The following is a 19,822-nucleotide window of genomic DNA, read 5'->3' as shown; positions in this document are numbered from 1 at the left end:
ATTTGCATTGAAAGGTACTTTAATATTTTTTGAATATAATCATAGTTATGATATATTAAAAAAAATAAGTATATAAGTGGTGGTCCTATTGCATATTCAAAATAGATGGGTTATCTCAATTTTATTTATTGTCATTTCTTTATTAGTTGTACTAGGATTGACAATTTATAAAAATGAAAAAACGGTTGATTTAAGTGATGTAGAAATTAATCATTTAAAGCTTAATGAAACGTTTGATAACTCAGAATATAGTTTAAATAAGCATGTGAAATTAGATAGGTATGTTTTTTATAATCATAATAAATATAAAAATTTAACAATAAAAGTCAAGAAAAAACATCACAAAATTAAAGGAATTATCTTAGTTAAAGATACTTTTGTTAACACAAATTTTGATGTTCATATAGGTGACCAAATCGATGCTGTTATAGATAATCTAGGTTATAACTATGACAAAGATAAGGTAGGTAAAGGTTATGATGCTTTAGTGTATCTTGATAAAGATCATCACATGAAATTATCAATTTTATATAAAGATAATATTGTTAAGCGAATTGAATTCTTTAGTCGTTGATAGTTAATAAAAATAAATTTATGTTTTAAGAAAGTATGTGAAAGAGAAATGGATAAAATTACTTTTTTGAATGAACTGGAAACGGAACTTGATGATTTACCACGTAAAGAAAAAGATAAAGTTATGAATGAATATGAAGATATCTTTTATAATCAAGAAACAAAAGGCAAGACAGATGCTCAAATATTAGATGATTTGAAAAATCCTTATACTATTGGAAAAGAAATAAAAGCTAAAGAAGCAATTTCACATGCTAAAGTTACACCTAACTTTCGTAATATTGTAAAAGCTATTATGGCATCATTAAGTTTGGGCGTTATTTCTTTCTTCTTAATTGTTATCCCAATTATAATATTCTTAATATTTCTAGCCTTTGTTTTCGTCATTTCAATTGTGCTTATTTGTTTACCTATCTTATTAATTATTATTAGTATTCTTAAAGGTACTCCTGACTCTTTAAGTAATTTTCTTTATAGTATTTCTTATGCTGGTATAGGTATATTAGTGTTCGTTGCAATAATAAAAATTGTTCAGAATTTATATAAACTTGTTTTAAAATATTTATCATGGTATATAAAAATAATTAAAGGAAGAATCCAGTGATGAAAAAATTAACAATAAGTGGATTAGTTATATTTGTTGTTTTTTTTCTAGCAGCCACGTTAGTATGGTTTGTTCATGATAAAGATATCTATAAACGACTGAAATATAATGAAACGTTTCATCAATCATCTATCTCTAAATTGAATATAGATAGTTATAGTTCTGATATCACTATTACTCAAGGTTCTTCATTTAGAGTGAAATATTATGGGGACAATAGTATAAAAGTGAACACTCAAAAAGGCAGCTTAAATGTAAAAGAATCACGTTCTTCTAAAAGAGGATATAGCTTTAATCTAAACCCTTTTAAAAGAAGTAAGTTCAACATACATATAACCATTCCACCTGATAAATTAAAACAATTAAATATTGATGCTAAATTAGGAAAATTAAATATTAATAACATAGATATCAAAAAAGCTAGAATTAGAAAAGACGGAGAAAATTTAAATATCAAAGAAGCTAAACTTGATCGTATTGATTATTATAGTGATCATGGCACAATTAATATAAAAAATAGTGATATAAAAAATAGTCAATTTAAAGTAATACATTCTAATATTGTGGTTAATCATTGTACCTTGAAAAATGGATTGTTCATTACAAATGAAGGAAAGCTTGACTTTAAAAACATGCCAAGTCAAATTGATATGAAGAGCTCAAGTAAAAAAGGTGATATAAACATTGATTATAAAACCAAGCCTAAAGACACCTTGTTAAAACTACATCCAGGAATGGGTGACAATAACATTAAGAATCCTTATTTTAAAGATAGCAAAGTAGGTAATAGTTATAATATTATAGAGTGTTATAACGTTAAAGGTGATATAAATATTAAATAGGATGAAAAAGATTAGACAAAACGTTGATTAATTAAATTTTAAAACGTTTATCTAATCTTTTTTTATTAATACGTAGCAAATGTTAAATCAGTATCTAGCTTTCCAGTAAATTCTATTAAATCAAGTTCATGACCCTCTAACCATGATTGAAAGTCGATAGATAGAGGGGGTCTATTCTCACCTAATGTCATCCAAGCTTTTAAATGTTTAGGTTCATACATTGATGTATGAATCGTTCCTGACCAACTTTTAAATAACTTACTATAAATATTATATTTAGGATCATTAAAAAGTTTAAACGCAGTATATTTATCTATATCTTCTGAAGTTTGACTAATTGTGCGAGCAAGACGTTCTTTAGATTCTTTGGTATAGTTACGATTTTCATGTGTTAATATTTCAAAGTGATTAGTACAAACTTTATCATATCTAACATCAAATGAGCGTGGCGTAATTTCAACAATTGCATGATTTAAATGCTTATCCATTAAAATATAACTAAATGAACTTCTATGGGGTAACTCTTTTAGAAATTGAATTGCTTCTTTTACATCTTTACAATATTCTAAGACAAGTCGTCCTACCATATAACATACAAATCCATTTGCAGGATGCTTACGGTGCATAAAATTATATCCCATCACAAGACCTGCTTCATTCATACCATCCATACGACCAGTTACTCTAGAGGTTGGTCCTATTTGCGCGAGTCCACCATCATTTGGTTGATAAAGAAGATATCTGCCATCATATGTAGCAGGATGATAGTCATAATTACGAACCATATAATCTTTACCTTGAAAAACTGTACATCCACTTTCATTTAAATCAGTAAAACGATAGTGACCGAAATTTAAAATCATTTGTTTAGTCGGTAAATTTAATATCTCTTGCATTCCTAATAATTCTTCCCAGATTTCTGGTGCATACGTTTGGAAAATGCTATATGTTTCATTAACATCAATGTCAAAACGAGGTATACGCTTCTTCCATTCACGTTCTCTATTTTCTAGTAAGGGCGTCTGTTTTAACCACTGAGCAGTTTTGATACCTAAATCAAAATGTGATCCGCGAAAGGTCATAATATCTGACTTAACTTCTTGCATGAAAAATCCTCCTATCATTTGTTTTATTATTTATATTGAACAATAATTTATATTAAATTTAAAGTCTTATAATGTTTATTTATATATGATAGTAATTCACTGTGTAAATAAGATAAATGTCATTCATTATAAATAAAGAAAAAATATTTGATTTTTTAAAAATCTTTAATTTTAGGTTTGAAATAATATATAAAAAGGTATGTATTTAATCATAACGTTAACTATGTTAAAATGATTTAATGTAAACGTATTTATTTTAAGTACAGGGGTGAAACATAAATGTGGGATTTCATTAAAGGTTTATTTAAATTCTTATTAAGCTTTACAGCTATTACAGCACTAGTTGTTGGTGTAGTAGTAGTAGTATTTGGCTTTATTTTCAAAAAAGACTTTGAAGATATCGAAAGAAAAACAAAAGAAATCGTATCTGATATTGAAAGCAATAATGCTTAATGCAACGATGTACTATATACCAGTAATTTCATTTGAAGTTACTGGTTTTTTTTATTACTCTTAAATAAATACAATTGGCTAGTATAAATGTTAATAATATTGAATATAATGGAGGTATTAAAATGACAACCAAAGGTTATGTGGGGTCTTATACAAAAAAAGAAGGTAAGGGTATTTATATATTCGAACTTAATGAAGATAATGGAGAAATACAATCAGTAGATACAGGATATGATATCGAAGCATCGACTTATCTTGCTCAAACTGAACAATTTTTGTATGCAATTACTAAAGAGAATGAAGCATGTGGTGTGGCTGCATTTAAAAAAGACGAGAATGGACAGCTTACACTCATTAATAAATGTTTAGCTTCAGAGAATGGAACAGGGTGTTATATTTCTGTTTCTAGTGATCATAACTTCTTATTCGAAGCGGTTTATACTGCTGGAATAGCACGTATATATCAACTTAATCCAGAGACAGGCGAAGTGGTAAAATTAATTGAAGAGTTAGAACATAGTTATCCAACTGGAACACATGAGCGTCAAGATCATAATCATATTCATTTTATTAGAGAAACCCCTGACCATAAATATGTAGCTGTGACTGATTTAGGTGCAGATAAAATTGTAACATATACATTCGGAGTTGAAGGGTTTAAAGAACATGCAGTATCAAAATTCCATGCTGAAGATGGACCGCGTCATATTGAATTCCATAATAATGGGACATACGCGTATGTTGTTCATGAGTTATCTAATAGAGTAAGCGTTGTACAATATCATGATGGAAAATTTGAAGAAATTGAACGTCATTTAACGATTCCTGAAGATTTCACTGGAGAAACTAAATTAGCAGCTGTGAGACTATCTCATGATCAACAAAATCTATATATTAGTAATCGCGGACATGATAGTATAGCGATATTTACAGTAGTTGATGATGGAAAAGGAATTAACCCGATTGAAATAGTAAAAAGCGGGGGAGAATTTCCAAGAGATTTTAATATTACTGAGTCAGATGAATACCTTGTATGTGCACATCAAGAAGGAAATTACGCGCTAACAGTATTTAGACGTGATACAAATAGTGGTATGTTGATTGCTACTGACAATCAGTATACCGCACCTGAAGGTGTATTTGTTGATTTCTTGAATTCATTGTTATAGATAAAAAATATCCCTATAATGTAAACACTTGTAAAGTGAGCCATTATAGGGATTTTTTTATAAGTTTTTGAAAAATGTTCTAATATATTTGAATTTACCTTTATAAGGGGGATAGATAATACTCGAATCTAGTCGAGTAGATTTAAAAATATATGATTTCATATGACTAAATGTATCAAATGAATATTTGCCATGATATTCGCCAATTCCTGAAGCACCTACGCCACCAAAAGGTAAATTTGGGTTAGCTAAATGCATTAAAGTGTCATTGATTGCACCGCCACCAAATGACAATTCTTCTAGCACACAGTTCGTTGTATTTTCATCTTCACTAAATAAATATAAGCTTAGAGGTTTAGATTTGCTTTGAATAATATCTATCGCTTCATTAAAATCATCGTAGACGATGATGGGTAATAATGGACCAAAAATTTCTTCTTCCATAATTTTAGATTGTGGGGTAATGCCGTCTAAAATTGTAGGTTCGATATATTGTTCATTTTCATCCGTATGCCCACCAAAAATCACTTCATTACGATGTATTGCTAATAATTCAGAAAGTCGATTAAAATGTTTTGTATTAACAATACGTCCAAAATCAGGACTATTTTGAATATTTTTGCCATAGAATTCTTCAATAGATTGTTTAAATGATTGAATTAATTCATTTTTAACTTTTCTATTCACTAAAATGTAATCTGGTGCTACACAAGTTTGACCAGCATTGGTGAATTTACCAAAGCTAATACGATCACTTGCTACTTTAATATTAGCAGTTTCATCTACAATCACTGGTGATTTACCACCAAGTTCAAGTGTGACAGGAACTAAATTTTTACTTGTTGCTTCGTAAACAATTCGACCTACATTTTCGCTACCAGTAAAGAATATATAATCAAATGGAAGATTGATTAATGTTTGAGTTTCTTCAACGCCACCTTCAACGACAGCTACAAAATCGCTTGTAAATACATCCTCAATCACTTTTCGCACTACTTGTGCAACATGAGGAGTAAGTTCAGAAGGTTTAATGATGGCGTTATTACCAGCTGCTATAGCACCAATAAGAGGTTCGAATAAAAGTTGTACAGGATAATTAAAGGGACCGATAATTAATATTGTCCCATAAGGCTCAGGCTTAATATAACTCTTTGATGGAAACATAAATAGGGGTGTATCTACTTGCTTAGTTTTAGCCCAGTTTTTTAATTCTTTACGAGCTGTTTTTATACTTTTTAAAAGTATACCAATTTCAGTAGCATACGCTTCTACTGAACCTTTCCCTAAGTCTATTTTTAACGACTCTAATAATTCTGTTTCATGGTCTTTAATACTTTTACTTAATAGTTTTAATTGTTGTTTACGAAATTTGATATCTTTAGTTTGATGTGTTTTAAAAAACTGTTTACTTTCTTGAAATTGTTTTTCTATTAAATTCAATTGTAGTACCTCCTGTACAGTCAATCCCAATACCGTTATAGGTGTGATTGACTATATAATTTTAGTTAAATGTATCCAAGGTTAAAACATTTGAATGAATGATTAAAATAAATTAAAAAAAGGCTGAGAGTTAAGTAACCTACTATCTCAGCCTTATTATATATGAATTAAAATATGAATTATTTAGTTAAAATTTCAGTGATTTGAGGTACAACTTGTTTTTTACGAGAAACTACACCTGATAAGAAAGCCATACCATCATCTAATTGAACATTGAAGGCTTGACCAACTTTATCCTTTTCAGCCCCGACAACTAAAATTTTAGAATCACTGTTAATAATATCAGTGACAACTAATACAAATAAATCATATTTTTCGTTTGCACTTGTTTCTAACATTGCTTTTTCCAATTCATCTTTACGATTTAAGACTTCATCAATATCTACAGTATTGACTTGAGCAATACGAGTAACATAATCTCCCATATTAAATGATTTAGCATCCATATTTAATAACTCTTCAGCAGATTTATCAGTTGTTGAAGCACCTGCTTTCAACATTTCTAAACCATATTCATCTAAATCGACATTAGCAATGTCTTTTAATGCTTTAGCAGTATTTACATCTTCTTCAGTACATGTTGGAGATTTAAATAATAAACTATCTGAAATAATAGCTGAAATCATTAATCCAGCAATTTCAGGTTTAATCTTAAAGTTACGTTCTTTATACATTTTATAAAGAATTGTAGCAGTACAACCTACAGGTTCTGCACGATAGTATAAAGGGCCTGCTGTTTCAAAGTTCGCAATTCTATGATGATCTACGACATTCACAATATTCGCTTTAGCAATAGTTTCAGCACTTTGTTGGAATTCATTGTGGTCAACTAAGATAACGTCTTGACCTTCTAAATCATCATTTAATAAAGTTGGTGCATCAACTTTAAAATGATCTAATGCATATTTTGTTTCAGCACTCACTTCACCTAAGCGATAAGGAGTTGCTTCAGAATTTCCAGTTTGTTGTTCAAAATCAGCCATGATAATAGCTGAAGATATTGCATCTGTATCCGGATTTTGATGTCCAAAAATATAAGTTTTTGCCATTGATTTATTCACCCTTAATTTTTAAATTTATCCTTATTTTAGCATGTTTTAATTGATAACTTCTACCTTTGCACCTAATGAGTTTTTAAAATGAGCTAAAGCGAACTGATGACCCTCTTCATTAAATGAGGCAACACCTTGTTCAGGGATGATAATATGATAGCCTAAATTATAAGCAGAAATTGCTGTATGGAGTACACATATATCAGTACATACACCTACAATTTCAACAGTATCAATATGTCTTTCTCTTAATAAACTATCTAAAGCAGTACCATAAAAAGAATCATAACGTCGCTTATCTAAATAATGTACAGTATCTTCATTTTTATATTTATCAAAAAATGATTTTACCTTACCATATAATTGACGACCTGAAGTGCCTTCAATGTTATGTGGTGGGAATAATTTAGTTTCAGGATGATACGGGTCTTCTTCAAAATGTAAATCCATCATGAAAAAGATATTATCATGTTGATGTTGATATTGATTGAGTCTTTCTACAATAAACTGTTCAATATCTTGGCCTGGTTTACCACAAGTTAATCGACCGTCATCAGCGATAAAATCATAAGAATAATCTACAACAATCAATGCTTTGTTAGTCATAATAAACATCCCTTTCTTAATAAATGTTTGAATACCTTAAAAAATGTATAATATTAAATTATAAATATAGTATAGCTATACACCATTATGGTTACAAATATATTTAATAACAACATAAGATAGGGGATAAAAAATATTGATCAATGCACAGGATTTTGGTTTAAAAGGAAAACATAAACGAAGAGATACTAAAGCTATACAAAAAGCACTTAATGCCGCAAGATACGGAGAACATACAGTTTATATACCATCTGGGACTTATTATATTAGTAAAGCATTAGTGATATATAATCATACCACTTTAATATTAGAAGATGATACCATCTTGCAGCGTCACTCGAGAGATGCATTGTTAAAAAATGGTAAAAAATTTGGTTTCTATCATGGATATCAAGGAAATGGGCATATTAAAATAAAAGGTGGTATATTTGATATGAACGGTTCAAAGTACCCCTATAATAATACCGCAATGTCTATAGGTCATGCTGAAGATATCGAGTTAATAGATATTACAGTACTTGATGTTGTAGGTGGACATGCACTAGATGCTTGTGGAATCAATGGTTTATATATTAAGAACTGTAAGTTTAAAGGCTTTTTTGATGTAAATGGTGATCGCTCATTTTCTGAAGCAATTCAATTAGACATTCAAGTGCCTGGGTCATTTCCTAAATTTGGTACGACTGATGGCACGATTACCAAAAATGTTGTCATTGAAGATTGCTATTTTGGAAATTCAAACCAATATAAAATGCAAGCTTGGAATAGAGCGATAGGCTCTCATGCCAGTCGTTATAATCGCTTTTACGAAAATATTCATATAAGGAATAATGTGTTTAACGGAATGAATGAATATGCATTAACTCCGTTAAAATCAAAGACAATGTTTATCTCAAATAATACCTTTATAAATTGTAATGGTGGTATTCGTTTTCTTGGAGTTAAAGATGGAAAAAATGCGGCTGATGTTTCTACAGGACAAGTTCAAAAGACTCAAGCTGGAGATAATTTGACTGTAACCGGTAATCATTTCGAAGGAGAAATGAAAAGAGATGCTATACACGTGAGAAGTTATAATAATGTAAAACATACTAATGTTTTTATTGCAGGTAATTCGTTTAATCATTCGACACAAAGATTACATTTAGAAGATATTTCTAATTTGACATTTAATCAAAGTGATAAAGTTAAAGTTAAAAAAATTAATATTGATTAGTATTTAATTTAAAAAGGTATAATTATAGATGAAAAATAAATGATACGCGCTTTATTATGATATATAATAAAGCGTTTTCTTTTATGTTATAATATCATTATTTTCTTTTATGTTATAATATCATTATATATTTTCAAAAAAGTCAGATTTCTATGAGGCTTGTTTGCAATATAATAGGTATCAAATCAACTTTGTTGAGATGATGCCATATTTCTAAAAATAGAATATATTAAGTTAAGTTTCTAATTTTAAAGGGGGAGAATTAGATGACTAAGCAATCAGGTTTTCGAAGAAATGCACAATACTTAACATTTTTTTCTAAAAAAGATCATACAAATCAATCTTATTCTATGGGGCAATTATTGGGGCTCATTTTAGGACCGTTATTGTTTGTTCTTATCTTATCATTCTTTCATCCAGTAGAACTTCCTTTCAAAGGGGTATATGTTTTAGGAATTACGGTGTGGATAGCTATTTGGTGGATTACAGAAGCGATACCAATTGCTGCAACGAGTTTTTTACCACTCATACTTTTGCCTTTAGGACATGTACTTTCGCCTGAACAAGTCTCTTCTGAATATGGTAATGATATTATCTTTTTATTTTTAGGTGGTTTTATTCTTGCAATTGCTATGGAAAGGTGGAATTTACATACACGTGTAGCTTTAACTATTATTAGATATATTGGGGCAAGCACGAGTAAAATATTATTAGGATTCATGATTGCTACAGGATTCCTATCAATGTTTGTATCAAATACAGCGGCTGTTATGATAATGATACCTATTGGTTTAGCAATTATTAAAGAAGCGAATGAGTTGAAAGATGATGACGTTAAATCAGATAGTATTTCGAAATTTGAAAAATCACTTGTTTTAGCAATTGGTTATTCTGGGACCATCGGAGGATTAGGTACACTTATTGGAACACCGCCACTCATTATACTAAAAGGACAATTTGAACAACATTTTGGACAAGAAATTAGCTTTGCTAAATGGATGATTGTTGGTATTCCTACAGTCATTATTTTAATAGCACTAGCATGGGCTTATTTAAGATTTATCGCATTTAGACATGATCTGAAGTATTTACCGGGTGGTCAAACATTGATTGAAGATAAACTCAATCGTCTTGGTAAAATGTCTTATGAAGAAAAAGTAGTTCAAGCTATTTTTATTCTTGCCAGCTTACTATGGATAACAAGAGAATTTATTTTAAAAAATTTTTCAATAACATCTGAAGTTGCAGACGGTACAATTGCAATATTTATTTCTATTTTACTTTTTATATTTCCGGCTAAAAGTAAAGAAAAGCATAAGCGAATTATTGATTGGGAAGTGGCAAAAGAATTACCATGGGGTGTACTTATATTATTTGGTGGAGGCTTAGCTTTAGCAAAAGGAATTTCAGAAAGTGGTTTAGCAAAATGGCTAGGTGAGCAACTGAAAATGTTAGATGGGGTGCATCCACTAGTAATCGTTATTGTCATTACAATATTTGTGTTATTTTTAACAGAAGTGACTTCGAATACAGCAACTGCTACAATGATTTTACCTATTCTTGCTGCGCTATCTGTAGCAGTAGGTGTACATCCATTGTTATTAATGGTACCTGCAGCTATGGCAGCAAACTGTGCTTACATGTTACCAGTAGGAACACCCCCAAATGCTATTATATTTGGATCAGGTAAGTTGAGTATTAAAGAAATGGCTAAAGTAGGAGTTTGGGTTAATTTAATTTCTGCAGTGATTATTATAGTAGTTGTTTATTTCTTAATGCCACATATTTTAGGATTTGATATTTCTGACACATTAAATTTAAAATAAAATTAAATATCTTGAAATCATATATTCATTATGTATGTTTTATCTTAATACTTTAAATAAATACATAAAAAGAGCCTGGGACATCATGAGTTCATGAGTGATCCTAGGCATTTTTAATATGATGCGGTTAGATTTTCAGAATGAGAGGATAACTTCAACACAAATATTGTCCACTCTATTTTATTGACGATGAAAAGCGCCAATAATTTTTACTGAAAAATCTAATGTTTCTAATATCGAGATAACTTTATTCAAATTATCTGATAGACCGGTATCTGCTTGTACAAAGAAACGATACATACCCAGTTGAGTTTTCAGTGGTCTTGATTCAATCCATGATAAATTAATATCAAATAATGCAAATGTAGTCAGTATACTTGCCAGTAATCCAGCTTTGTCATACTTAGGGGTAATTAATAGCATTGTGTTATTCGTTTTAGACTCAAAGTTATTATCATTTTTTATGACTAAAAAACGTGTAACATTATGCGGATAATCTTGAATATTACTCTCTATAGCAGTATATCCGTACATTTCACCACTACCCACAGGAACAATGGCAGCTACATCTGAGGAAATTTTTTCTAATCCTTGAATCGTACTGTCAACATAATCGTAAGAAAATTGATGTTTTTGAATGTATTGGCTTGTTTGACTGATGGCTGGTGCGATAGAGTATACCTTTTTTATATTTTCTACCTTTGAATCACTTGTCGCATATAAACCAAAATTAATATCTAAATGTATTTCCCCATGTGCAAAAACATGTTGTTGAGCCAGTGCATCTGCCACAATGTTTATAGTTCCTTCAATTGAATTTTCTATTGGTACAATTGCTACAGATTGAGCGTCACTATTTACTGCCTTAATGACTTCGTATAAATTAGACTTTGGTATGAAATTAAAGTTATCTTTTGAAAAATATTTTTTAGCAGCTAAATATGAAAATGTACCTTCGGGACCTAAATAATATAAATGCATGATGAATTGTCACCTCATGAATCTTGTACACTAGTGGAATGGACATTTCATCGGTATCGCTTTTTTATAATGGAAATTAGGATCTTTAATAATATTTTTGTATCCATGATGATAATTAGCAGTTAACGTTGGCGATAACGGTGGGGCTAACCATGACCATTTTCCAGTAACATCACGATGATGCTGTTCCTCTTTTTCTTCAAATAATTCAAATTGTTTAGCAGCAGTTAAGTGGTCAACAATAGAAACACCCTGTGATTTAAAAGAGTGATAAACTGCATAATTTAATTCTACTAATGTACGATCTTTATTAAATGAATTATTTTTAAGTGTACCAAATTCAAATGTTTCTGCAACTTTTTCAAGCAAATTATAGCGGTAAGTATCAGTAAAATTACGAACTGCAATTTCAGTGACCATGTACCAACCATTAAAAGGAGCAGTTGGATATGTAATTCCACCTATTTTCAAATCCATATTAGAAATAATAGGAACACCATACCATTTTAAATGTAAATCTTTCAGCTTTGGAAATTGATCATGTTCTATATCAACTTCTTTAATCAATGAAGCTGGAAATTCATGATATTTTATAGGTGAATTTGGTAATTGATAAATAAGAGGAAGCACGTCAAAGTCTGAACCTTTGCCTTTCCATCCCAAATGATTAGCTAATTGCGTTATCTCGCGTTCTGATGGATCGCCTTTATCTTCATATCCTGCGTAACGTATTAATTGATTGTTATATATTTTAGGTGCATCAGTTGAAGAAAATATAGTGATATATGGTTTGATTTTACCGCCATTTGTTGCTTTGCTTAAATGATTATGAAGCGCATCTAAGAAATGTTGTTCTGTATAAATATCTCGTGCATCCACAACGTTTAATGATTCCCAAAATAAGCGGCCGACACATCGATTGGAATTACGCCATGCCATTTTAGCACCATAATTTAGTTCTTCATAAGTATGTGTATAAGTACCTGTTTGATTGATTTCTTTCTCTATCTCAGTGATACGTTTAGAAATAATATGATTTGAGTAATTTAATTCACCATACATAGTTTGGATAAAATTTTTAGCTTCTTCTAATAGCATATAAACACCTCAATAGTATTATAAGCGAGTAACTGATATAACACATACAATAAATACTTATGTCATGAATTTGTCGAATTAAAAAAATTTAATTTTTAAATTAAAGACTATTATCGAAAATACTCACTATTACTGAATTGTGATAAAATATACAAAAAGGTTGTTAGGAGAGATGAGGATGTATCGTTACGAAGATGATAGTTTAATGTTACATAATGACTTATATCAAATAAATATGGCAGAAAGTTACTGGAATGACGGTATTCATGAAAGAAATGCAGTGTTTGATTTGTATTTCAGAAATATGCCATTTGGAAGTGGATATGCTGTTTTTAATGGGTTAAAAAGGATGATTCAATTTATAGAAAACTTCCATTTTAGTGATTCTGATATCGAATATTTACAATCAATAGGATATAAAAATGATTTTTTAAAATATCTTAAAAATTTGAAATTTACAGGGAATATTCGCGCGATGCAAGAAGGGGAATTGTGTTTTGGGAATGAACCATTATTACGAGTAGAAGCGCCATTAATTCAAGCTCAACTTATTGAAACGATTTTACTTAATATTGTAAATTTTCATACGCTTATTACAACGAAAGCTAGTAGAATTCGTCAAGTTGCACCACAAGATACGTTAATGGAATTTGGTACACGACGTGCACAAGAAATTGATGCCGCAGTTTGGGGAGCGCGTGCAGCATATATTGGTGGGTTTGATTCAACAAGTAATGTCCGAGCAGGCAAATTATTTGATATTCCAGTTTCCGGAACTCATGCTCATGCACTCGTTCAAACATATGGTGATGAGTATAAAGCATTTAAGATTTATGCAGAACGACATAAAAATTGTGTGTTTTTAGTAGATACGTTCCACACTTTAAAATCAGGGGTACCAACTGCAATTAAAGTTGCAAAAGAATTAGGAGATTCCATTAATTTTATAGGTATAAGATTAGATTCTGGTGACATTGCATATTTATCGAAAAAAGCTCGTCGTATGCTTGATGATGCAGGCTTTAAAGACGCAAAAATCATTGCTTCAAATGATTTAGATGAGCAAACAATTACCAGTTTAAAGGCACAGGGTGCAAAAGTAGATTCTTGGGGTGTAGGGACTAAATTGATCACGGGTTATGATCAACCAGCCTTAGGAGCAGTTTATAAGCTTGTCGCTGTTGAAAATAATGAAGGTGAATATGTAGATCGTATCAAGCTATCAAATAATGCGGAAAAAGTTACTACGCCTGGTAAGAAAAAAGTATATCGTATTATTAATACTAAAACTGGCAAGGCTGAAGGTGACTATATCACGCTTGAACATGAAAATCCTAATAAAGAAAAACCATTAAAGATGTTCCATCCAGTTCATACTTATAAAATGAAACATGTTAAGCATTTTGAAGCGGTTGATTTACATCATTCAATTTTCGAAAATGGTAAGTTAGTTTATGACTTACCAAGTGAAAAAGAAACTCAAGATTATTTAAAACAATCATTATCACAATTGTGGGAAGAAAATAAACGTTATTTAAATCCACAAGAATATCCAGTAGATTTAAGCACAAGTTGTTGGAATAATAAACAAAAGCGCATTCTTGAAGTGACAGAACATGTTAAGGAAATGGAGGAAGACAATGACTAATTTACAAGATATCGTAGTAAAAGAAATGAAAGTAAAGAAACATATTGATAGTCAACAAGAAATTCGTGAGATTATCCAATTCATTAAAAATTATGTTCAATCACATACATTTATTAAGTCATTAGTACTTGGTATATCTGGTGGTCAAGATTCTACACTCACTGGTAAATTAGCGCAATTAGCAGTTGAAGAACTCCGTAAAGAAGGAAGAGAATGCCAATTTATAGCAGTTAAACTTCCCTATGGTAAACAAAAGGATGCTGATGAAGTAGAAGATGCACTTCATTTTATTCAACCTGATGAAGTGATTACAGTTAATATTAAACCGGCAGTAGATCAAAGTGTAGCATCATTGAAAGAAGCGGGTATTGAACTTACAGACTTCCAAAGAGGAAATGAAAAAGCAAGAGAGCGCATGAAAGTACAATTTTCTATTGCTTCAAATCGTAGTGGTATTGTTATAGGAACGGACCATTCAGCTGAAAATATCACAGGTTTTTATACTAAATACGGTGATGGTGCTGCTGATATTGCACCTATTTTTGGACTGGATAAACGCCAAGGTAGACAGCTTTTGGAATATTTAGAAGCGCCATCACATTTATATGAAAAAGTGCCTACTGCTGATTTAGAAGATGATAAACCTCAATTACCTGATGAGGAAGCATTAGGGGTAACTTATAATCAAATTGATGACTACTTAGAGGGCAAAGAAGTACCAAGTGATGCAAAAACAACGATAGAGAATCATTATGTTAAAAATGCACATAAAAGAGAATTGGCATATACTCGCTATACTTGGCCTAAACATTCACATGCAAAAGAATAAATGAATACGTTAATAATTAAATGATTTAATTACTATTAGTTTTTAGTGACAAAATTATTTGTGACTGATAAAATTATTTCGAATTTTAGTTAAATGAAATGAGGAATAATATGTCAGTAATAACGTCAAATCCATGGATAATGGTATTAGCGATATTCATCATTAACGTTTTTTATGTTACATTTCTTACAATGCGCACAATTTTAACGTTAAAAGGATATCGTTATATGGCAGCAGTAGTAAGTTTTTTTGAAGTTTTAATATATGTTGTTGGATTAGGGCTAGTGATGTCTAGTTTAGATCAAATTCAAAATATTATTGCATATGCCTTTGGATTCTCAATAGGTATCATTGTTGGAATGAAAATTGAAGAAAAGCTTGCGTTAGGCTATACAGTTGTAAACGTAACATCTTCAGAATATGAGCTCGATTTACCTAAAGAGTTACGAAATTTAGGTTATGGTGTTACTCACTATGAAGCACATGGTAGAGATGGAAGTCGAATGGTAATGCAAATTTTAACACCTAGACGTTATGAACGAAAATTAATGGAAACTGTTCGTAGTTTAGATGAAAAAGCATTTATCATTGCGTATGAACCTAGAGCCATTCACGGTGGATTCTGGACTAAAGGTGTTCGAACTAAGAAAGTAAAAGCATATGAAGTAGAAGAAATAGAAAGTGTTGTGGAACATAGTGAAGTTCAAGGTAAATGAAAATGAAACTATTTCAGATTGTATTGCACGTATGAGAAAAGAAGGATACATGCCAGTCAGACGTATTGAAAAACCTGTGTACTTTGAAGATAAACAAGGAAATATAAAGATATTACGACAAGATATTCAATTTGTTGGTAAGAAAATCGAAAACGACATTTAATAACTGCTCATATATAGGTCTTTGACACTTTAGAAGTCAGAGACCTTTTAATATTTTTATAAAGTTCGTAAACCTATATTCAATTAGAATAAAAAATCTTTATACTTTTAGTATAGAATCTGTTAAACTATAAATATAGAGTTAAATACGAACTATTTTACTTAAAATCGATTTAATGTACAGCTTTTTATAAAAATAATTACATAAGATAGGAGTTTAATAATGATTGAACGTTATTCAAGAGAAGAAATGTCTAGTATTTGGACAGACCAAAATAGATATGAAGCATGGTTAGAAGTTGAGATTCTTGCTTGTGAAGCCTGGAGCGAATTAGGGTATATTCCTAAGGACGACGTAAAAAAAATTCGTGAAAATGCTAAAGTTGATGTCAATCGTGCAAAAGAAATTGAACAAGAAACACGTCATGATGTAGTAGCATTTACAAGACAAGTATCTGAAACACTTGGAGAAGAACGTAAATGGGTTCATTATGGATTAACTTCTACAGATGTTGTAGATACTGCATTAAGTTATGTAATTAAACAAGCTAATGAAATTATTGAAAAAGATATTGAACGCTTTATTAAAGTACTTGAAGAAAAAGCTAAAAAATACAAATATACATTAATGATGGGTCGTACACACGGTGTTCATGCTGAGCCAACTACTTTTGGCGTAAAAATGGCATTATGGTATACAGAAATGAAACGTAATTTAAAACGTTTTAAAGAGGTACGTAAAGAAATTGAAGTTGGGAAAATGAGTGGTGCAGTAGGAACATTTGCCAATATCCCTCCTGAAATTGAAAGTTACGTTTGTAAACATCTCGGAATTGACACAGCCCCTGTATCAACTCAAACACTTCAACGTGATCGTCATGCTTATTACATTGCAACTTTAGCGTTAATTGCGACATCATTAGAAAAATTTGCTGTAGAAGTTCGTAATTTACAAAAAACTGAAACGAGAGAAGTTGAAGAAGCATTTGCAAAAGGTCAAAAAGGATCATCAGCAATGCCGCATAAACGTAATCCAATCGGTTCAGAAAATATTACAGGTATTTCAAGAGTGATTCGTGGTTATATTACGACTGCTTATGAAAATGTCCCATTATGGCATGAACGAGACATTTCTCATTCTTCTGCAGAGCGAATTATGTTACCAGATGTAACAATTGTATTAGATTATGCTTTAAATAGATTTACTAATATTATCGACCGTTTAACAGTATTTGAAGATAATATGAGAAATAATATCAATAAAACATTTGGTCTTATTTTCTCACAACGCGTTTTACTTGCATTGATTAATAAAGGTATGGTTCGTGAAGAAGCATACGATAAAGTACAACCTAAAGCAATGAAATCTTGGGAAACTAAAACACCTTTCCGTGAACTTATAGAACAAGATTCAACCATTACAAATGTTTTATCTAAAGAAGAATTAGACGAGTGTTTTGATCCAAAACATCATTTGAACCAAGTTGATACCATTTTTAAACATGCTAATTTAGAATAGTTTACTAATATAGTTTTAGTATTTTCAATTGAAATAACTACACTTTAATTAATTAATGCGTTAAAATATAGTTATATTTAATTTGAAAATAGGGGTTGCTTGAGATGCAAATTGAAAAATTAAGAGGAGAAGCATTGGATGAATTATTTGATGCTATCTTAACACTTAAAGATAGAGAAGAATGTTATCAATTCTTTGATGATTTATGTACAGTCAATGAAATTCAATCTTTATCTCAAAGACTTCAAGTTGCTAAAATGATAAAGCAAGGTTTTACTTATGCAACTATAGAAAAGAAATCTGGTGCATCAACAGCTACGATATCTAGAGTTAAACGCTCACTGCAATGGGGTAATGATGCGTATACAATGATTTTAGATAGATTAAATGTTGAAACAAAAGAATAAATAAAGAGAGACAATTGCTTAGCTAAAAATAGCAATTGTCTCTTTTTTGTGAATATAATTTTTACAATTTATACTAGTATAAACTTAGTGTATTGATTTAGAATTGCAAAGGTAAAAATGCTATAATTTAGTGTATGTTAAAAGAAGGAGTTATGGATAATGTATGACATTAGAAAGTGGCAGCATGTATTTAAACTTGATCCTGCCAAAGAGATTAGCGACGAAAATTTAGAAGCCTTATGTATGTCAGATACTGATGCCATCATGATTGGTGGGACAGACGATGTAACTGAAGATAATGTCATTCATCTTATGAGTAGAGTTAGAAGATATCCATTACCTTTAGTACTAGAGGTTTCAAATTTAGATAGCGTAATGCCTGGCTTTGACTTTTATTTTATACCTTCAATATTAAATAGTAATGATGTGACGTATCATAATGGTTTGCTTCATAAAGCATTAAAACAATATGGTCATATGATTAATTTTGAAGAAGTGATGCTTGAAGGGTATGTCGTTCTTAATCCAGATAGTAAAGTAGCCAAACTGACACAATCAAATACTCAGTTAGATGTTGAAGATATTGAAGCTTATGCTCAACTCGTTGAAGAAATGTATAAGTTGCCAATTTTGTATTTAGAATATAGTGGTACATATGGAGATAAAGATATTGTAAAAGCCGCTTCCCAAATGTTAACCCATACACAATTATTTTATGGTGGCGGTATTAGTTCTTTAACTGAAGCTAAAGAAATGAAAAACTATGCCGATACAATTATTGTAGGTAATATTATATACTCAGATATTAAAAAAGCTTTAAAAACTGTAAAAATAAAGAAGGAGTCGAAATAATGAATGCTCTAGTAAGTAATATGAATAAAGAACAAAGTGAAGCAGTTAGAACGACAGAAGGTCCTCTGCTTATCATGGCTGGCGCAGGTTCAGGTAAAACAAGGGTGTTAACACATCGCATAGCCTACTTATTAGATGAAAAAGATGTGTCTCCGTATAACATTTTAGCTATTACCTTTACTAATAAAGCTGCAAAAGAAATGAAAGAGCGTGTGGAACACTTGGTTGGTGAAGAAGCTCAAGTGATTTGGATGTCAACGTTCCATTCAATGTGTGTAAAGATTTTAAGAAGAGATGCAGATCGTATTGGAATTGAACGCAACTTTACCATTATTGATCCAACTGATCAAAAATCTGTAATTAAAGATGTACTTAAAAATGAAAATATTGATAGTAAACGTTTTGAACCGAGAATGTTTATTGGTGCCATCAGTAATTTAAAAAATGAATTGAAAACGCCCGAAGATGCGATGAAAGAAGCAAATGATTTTCATTCACAAATGGTTGCAACAGTATATAGTGGATATCAACGTCAACTGTCTAGAAATGAAGCATTGGATTTTGATGATTTAATCATGAAAACGATTCGTTTATTTGAACGTGTACCAGATGCATTAGAATACTATCAAAATAAATTTCGAAGTGAATGCGTTCATTTATGAC

General features: G+C 30.5%; 20 protein-coding genes and 1 pseudogene. 15 read left to right on the top strand and 6 right to left on the bottom strand.

Going from position 1 to position 19,822, the window contains the following annotated elements:
- Positions 1-88 precede the first annotated feature (88 nt).
- The 3 genes from HMPREF2578_RS01600 to HMPREF2578_RS01590 are packed head-to-tail and all read left to right on the top strand — an operon-like array spanning position 89 to position 2,019.
- The gene (locus tag HMPREF2578_RS01600; protein WP_002450066.1) at positions 89-574 is read left to right on the top strand and encodes a hypothetical protein; all 486 of its coding nucleotides are present in this window, start codon (positions 89-91) and stop codon (positions 572-574) included.
- Positions 575-622: 48 nt separating this feature from the next.
- On the top strand, positions 623-1,177 hold the full coding sequence (locus HMPREF2578_RS01595) for an HAAS signaling domain-containing protein (protein ID WP_017175261.1): 555 nt from the start codon (positions 623-625) through the stop codon (positions 1,175-1,177).
- A complete protein-coding gene (locus HMPREF2578_RS01590) occupies positions 1,177-2,019 on the top strand; it encodes a DUF4097 family beta strand repeat-containing protein (RefSeq protein ID WP_017175260.1) in 843 nt (280 codons plus the stop codon). The genes HMPREF2578_RS01595 and HMPREF2578_RS01590 overlap by 1 nt, the downstream gene beginning before the upstream one ends.
- A gap of 65 nt (positions 2,020-2,084) precedes the next feature.
- Here the strand turns inward: HMPREF2578_RS01590 and HMPREF2578_RS01585 are convergent, their stop codons facing one another.
- Positions 2,085-3,125 (bottom strand): C45 family autoproteolytic acyltransferase/hydrolase, encoded by a 1,041-nt coding sequence (locus tag HMPREF2578_RS01585; protein ID WP_017175259.1) that lies wholly within the window; start codon positions 3,123-3,125, stop codon positions 2,085-2,087.
- 279 nt (positions 3,126-3,404) lie between these two features.
- On the opposite strand from HMPREF2578_RS01585, the gene HMPREF2578_RS10960 reads away from it, so the two are divergent.
- Together HMPREF2578_RS10960 and HMPREF2578_RS01580 are read left to right on the top strand one after the other, a co-directional pair.
- Positions 3,405-3,578 carry a hypothetical protein gene (locus HMPREF2578_RS10960; RefSeq protein ID WP_002450085.1) on the top strand — a complete coding sequence of 58 codons (174 nt, stop codon included), beginning with the start codon at positions 3,405-3,407 and terminating at the stop codon, positions 3,576-3,578.
- Between the two features lie 122 nt (positions 3,579-3,700).
- Positions 3,701-4,747 (top strand): 6-phosphogluconolactonase, encoded by a 1,047-nt coding sequence (locus HMPREF2578_RS01580; RefSeq protein ID WP_017175258.1) that lies wholly within the window; start codon positions 3,701-3,703, stop codon positions 4,745-4,747.
- Between the two features lie 57 nt (positions 4,748-4,804).
- On the opposite strand, the gene HMPREF2578_RS01575 is transcribed toward HMPREF2578_RS01580, so the two are convergent.
- The 3 genes from HMPREF2578_RS01575 to HMPREF2578_RS01565 all read right to left on the bottom strand — a co-directional run bounded on the left by HMPREF2578_RS01575 (position 4,805) and on the right by HMPREF2578_RS01565 (position 7,905).
- Positions 4,805-6,187: an aldehyde dehydrogenase gene (locus tag HMPREF2578_RS01575; RefSeq protein ID WP_017175257.1), complete on the bottom strand. Its 1,383-nt coding sequence runs from the start codon at positions 6,185-6,187 to the stop codon at positions 4,805-4,807.
- Positions 6,188-6,366: 179 nt separating this feature from the next.
- Positions 6,367-7,296 carry a manganese-dependent inorganic pyrophosphatase gene (locus tag HMPREF2578_RS01570; RefSeq protein WP_017175256.1) on the bottom strand — a complete coding sequence of 310 codons (930 nt, stop codon included), beginning with the start codon at positions 7,294-7,296 and terminating at the stop codon, positions 6,367-6,369.
- A 48-nt stretch (positions 7,297-7,344) separates the two neighbouring features.
- Positions 7,345-7,905: a cysteine hydrolase family protein gene (locus tag HMPREF2578_RS01565; protein WP_002450084.1), complete on the bottom strand. Its 561-nt coding sequence runs from the start codon at positions 7,903-7,905 to the stop codon at positions 7,345-7,347.
- Between the two features lie 133 nt (positions 7,906-8,038).
- Here HMPREF2578_RS01565 and HMPREF2578_RS01560 point away from each other — a divergent pair, with 133 nt between their 5' ends.
- The gene (locus HMPREF2578_RS01560; RefSeq protein ID WP_029376776.1) at positions 8,039-9,121 is read left to right on the top strand and encodes a glycosyl hydrolase family 28-related protein; all 1,083 of its coding nucleotides are present in this window, start codon (positions 8,039-8,041) and stop codon (positions 9,119-9,121) included.
- Positions 9,122-9,387: 266 nt separating this feature from the next.
- A complete protein-coding gene (locus HMPREF2578_RS01555) occupies positions 9,388-10,947 on the top strand; it encodes an SLC13 family permease (protein ID WP_017175254.1) in 1,560 nt (519 codons plus the stop codon).
- A 180-nt stretch (positions 10,948-11,127) separates the two neighbouring features.
- On the opposite strand, the gene pheA is transcribed toward HMPREF2578_RS01555, so the two are convergent.
- Positions 11,128-11,928, bottom strand: coding sequence for a prephenate dehydratase (gene pheA / locus HMPREF2578_RS01550; protein WP_017175253.1), 801 nt, complete (start codon positions 11,926-11,928; stop codon positions 11,128-11,130).
- A gap of 30 nt (positions 11,929-11,958) precedes the next feature.
- Positions 11,959-13,026 carry a nitric oxide synthase oxygenase gene (locus HMPREF2578_RS01545; RefSeq protein WP_017175252.1) on the bottom strand — a complete coding sequence of 356 codons (1,068 nt, stop codon included), beginning with the start codon at positions 13,024-13,026 and terminating at the stop codon, positions 11,959-11,961.
- A gap of 178 nt (positions 13,027-13,204) precedes the next feature.
- Between HMPREF2578_RS01545 and HMPREF2578_RS01540 the strand changes: the two genes are divergently transcribed.
- The 8 genes and pseudogenes from HMPREF2578_RS01540 to HMPREF2578_RS01505 form a co-directional block, all read left to right on the top strand.
- Positions 13,205-14,674 carry a nicotinate phosphoribosyltransferase gene (locus HMPREF2578_RS01540; RefSeq protein ID WP_017175251.1) on the top strand — a complete coding sequence of 490 codons (1,470 nt, stop codon included), beginning with the start codon at positions 13,205-13,207 and terminating at the stop codon, positions 14,672-14,674.
- Positions 14,667-15,503: an ammonia-dependent NAD(+) synthetase gene (gene nadE / locus HMPREF2578_RS01535; protein WP_017175250.1), complete on the top strand. Its 837-nt coding sequence runs from the start codon at positions 14,667-14,669 to the stop codon at positions 15,501-15,503. Before HMPREF2578_RS01540 ends, nadE begins: the two co-directional genes overlap by 8 nt.
- 110 nt (positions 15,504-15,613) lie before the next feature.
- Positions 15,614-16,219, top strand: a complete 606-nt coding sequence (locus HMPREF2578_RS01530; protein WP_017175249.1) for a DUF2179 domain-containing protein — start codon at positions 15,614-15,616, stop codon at positions 16,217-16,219.
- Positions 16,200-16,382 (top strand): NETI motif-containing protein, encoded by a 183-nt coding sequence (locus HMPREF2578_RS01525; protein WP_002455112.1) that lies wholly within the window; start codon positions 16,200-16,202, stop codon positions 16,380-16,382. The genes HMPREF2578_RS01530 and HMPREF2578_RS01525 overlap by 20 nt, the downstream gene beginning before the upstream one ends.
- A gap of 222 nt (positions 16,383-16,604) precedes the next feature.
- The gene (purB, locus tag HMPREF2578_RS01520; protein ID WP_070508220.1) at positions 16,605-17,900 is read left to right on the top strand and encodes an adenylosuccinate lyase; all 1,296 of its coding nucleotides are present in this window, start codon (positions 16,605-16,607) and stop codon (positions 17,898-17,900) included.
- A gap of 104 nt (positions 17,901-18,004) precedes the next feature.
- Positions 18,005-18,307, top strand: a complete 303-nt coding sequence (locus tag HMPREF2578_RS01515) for a YerC/YecD family TrpR-related protein (RefSeq protein WP_017175247.1) — start codon at positions 18,005-18,007, stop codon at positions 18,305-18,307.
- Between the two features lie 159 nt (positions 18,308-18,466).
- Positions 18,467-19,159, top strand: a complete 693-nt coding sequence (locus HMPREF2578_RS01510) for a heptaprenylglyceryl phosphate synthase (RefSeq protein WP_017175246.1) — start codon at positions 18,467-18,469, stop codon at positions 19,157-19,159.
- Positions 19,159-19,822: pseudogene (locus HMPREF2578_RS01505) on the top strand (UvrD-helicase domain-containing protein); the annotation flags it as partial. The gene HMPREF2578_RS01510 and the pseudogene HMPREF2578_RS01505, both read left to right, overlap by 1 nt.

This window comes from Staphylococcus sp. HMSC072H03, assembly GCF_001809305.1.
GTDB classification, from domain to species: Bacteria; Bacillota; Bacilli; order Staphylococcales; family Staphylococcaceae; genus Staphylococcus; species Staphylococcus hominis.
This window is presented reverse-complemented; position numbering and strand designations above follow the sequence as displayed.

Bases quoted from the DNA above. Each gene is read 5' to 3' on its own strand.
- HMPREF2578_RS01595 (WP_017175261.1), top strand. From the start codon at position 623: ATGGATAAAATTACTTTTTTGAATGAACTGGAAACGGAACTTGATGAT.
- HMPREF2578_RS01590 (WP_017175260.1), top strand. From the start codon at position 1,177: ATGAAAAAATTAACAATAAGTGGATTAGTTATATTTGTTGTTTTTTTT.
- HMPREF2578_RS01585 (WP_017175259.1), bottom strand. From the start codon at position 3,125: ATGCAAGAAGTTAAGTCAGATATTATGACCTTTCGCGGATCACATTTT.
- HMPREF2578_RS10960 (WP_002450085.1), top strand. From the start codon at position 3,405: ATGTGGGATTTCATTAAAGGTTTATTTAAATTCTTATTAAGCTTTACA.
- HMPREF2578_RS01580 (WP_017175258.1), top strand. From the start codon at position 3,701: ATGACAACCAAAGGTTATGTGGGGTCTTATACAAAAAAAGAAGGTAAG.
- HMPREF2578_RS01570 (WP_017175256.1), bottom strand. From the start codon at position 7,296: ATGGCAAAAACTTATATTTTTGGACATCAAAATCCGGATACAGATGCA.
- HMPREF2578_RS01565 (WP_002450084.1), bottom strand. From the start codon at position 7,905: ATGACTAACAAAGCATTGATTGTTGTAGATTATTCTTATGATTTTATC.
- HMPREF2578_RS01555 (WP_017175254.1), top strand. From the start codon at position 9,388: ATGACTAAGCAATCAGGTTTTCGAAGAAATGCACAATACTTAACATTT.
- pheA (WP_017175253.1), bottom strand. From the start codon at position 11,928: ATGCATTTATATTATTTAGGTCCCGAAGGTACATTTTCATATTTAGCT.
- HMPREF2578_RS01545 (WP_017175252.1), bottom strand. From the start codon at position 13,026: ATGCTATTAGAAGAAGCTAAAAATTTTATCCAAACTATGTATGGTGAA.
- HMPREF2578_RS01540 (WP_017175251.1), top strand. From the start codon at position 13,205: ATGTATCGTTACGAAGATGATAGTTTAATGTTACATAATGACTTATAT.
- nadE (WP_017175250.1), top strand. From the start codon at position 14,667: ATGACTAATTTACAAGATATCGTAGTAAAAGAAATGAAAGTAAAGAAA.
- HMPREF2578_RS01530 (WP_017175249.1), top strand. From the start codon at position 15,614: ATGTCAGTAATAACGTCAAATCCATGGATAATGGTATTAGCGATATTC.
- purB (WP_070508220.1), top strand. From the start codon at position 16,605: ATGATTGAACGTTATTCAAGAGAAGAAATGTCTAGTATTTGGACAGAC.
- HMPREF2578_RS01515 (WP_017175247.1), top strand. From the start codon at position 18,005: ATGCAAATTGAAAAATTAAGAGGAGAAGCATTGGATGAATTATTTGAT.
- HMPREF2578_RS01510 (WP_017175246.1), top strand. From the start codon at position 18,467: ATGTATGACATTAGAAAGTGGCAGCATGTATTTAAACTTGATCCTGCC.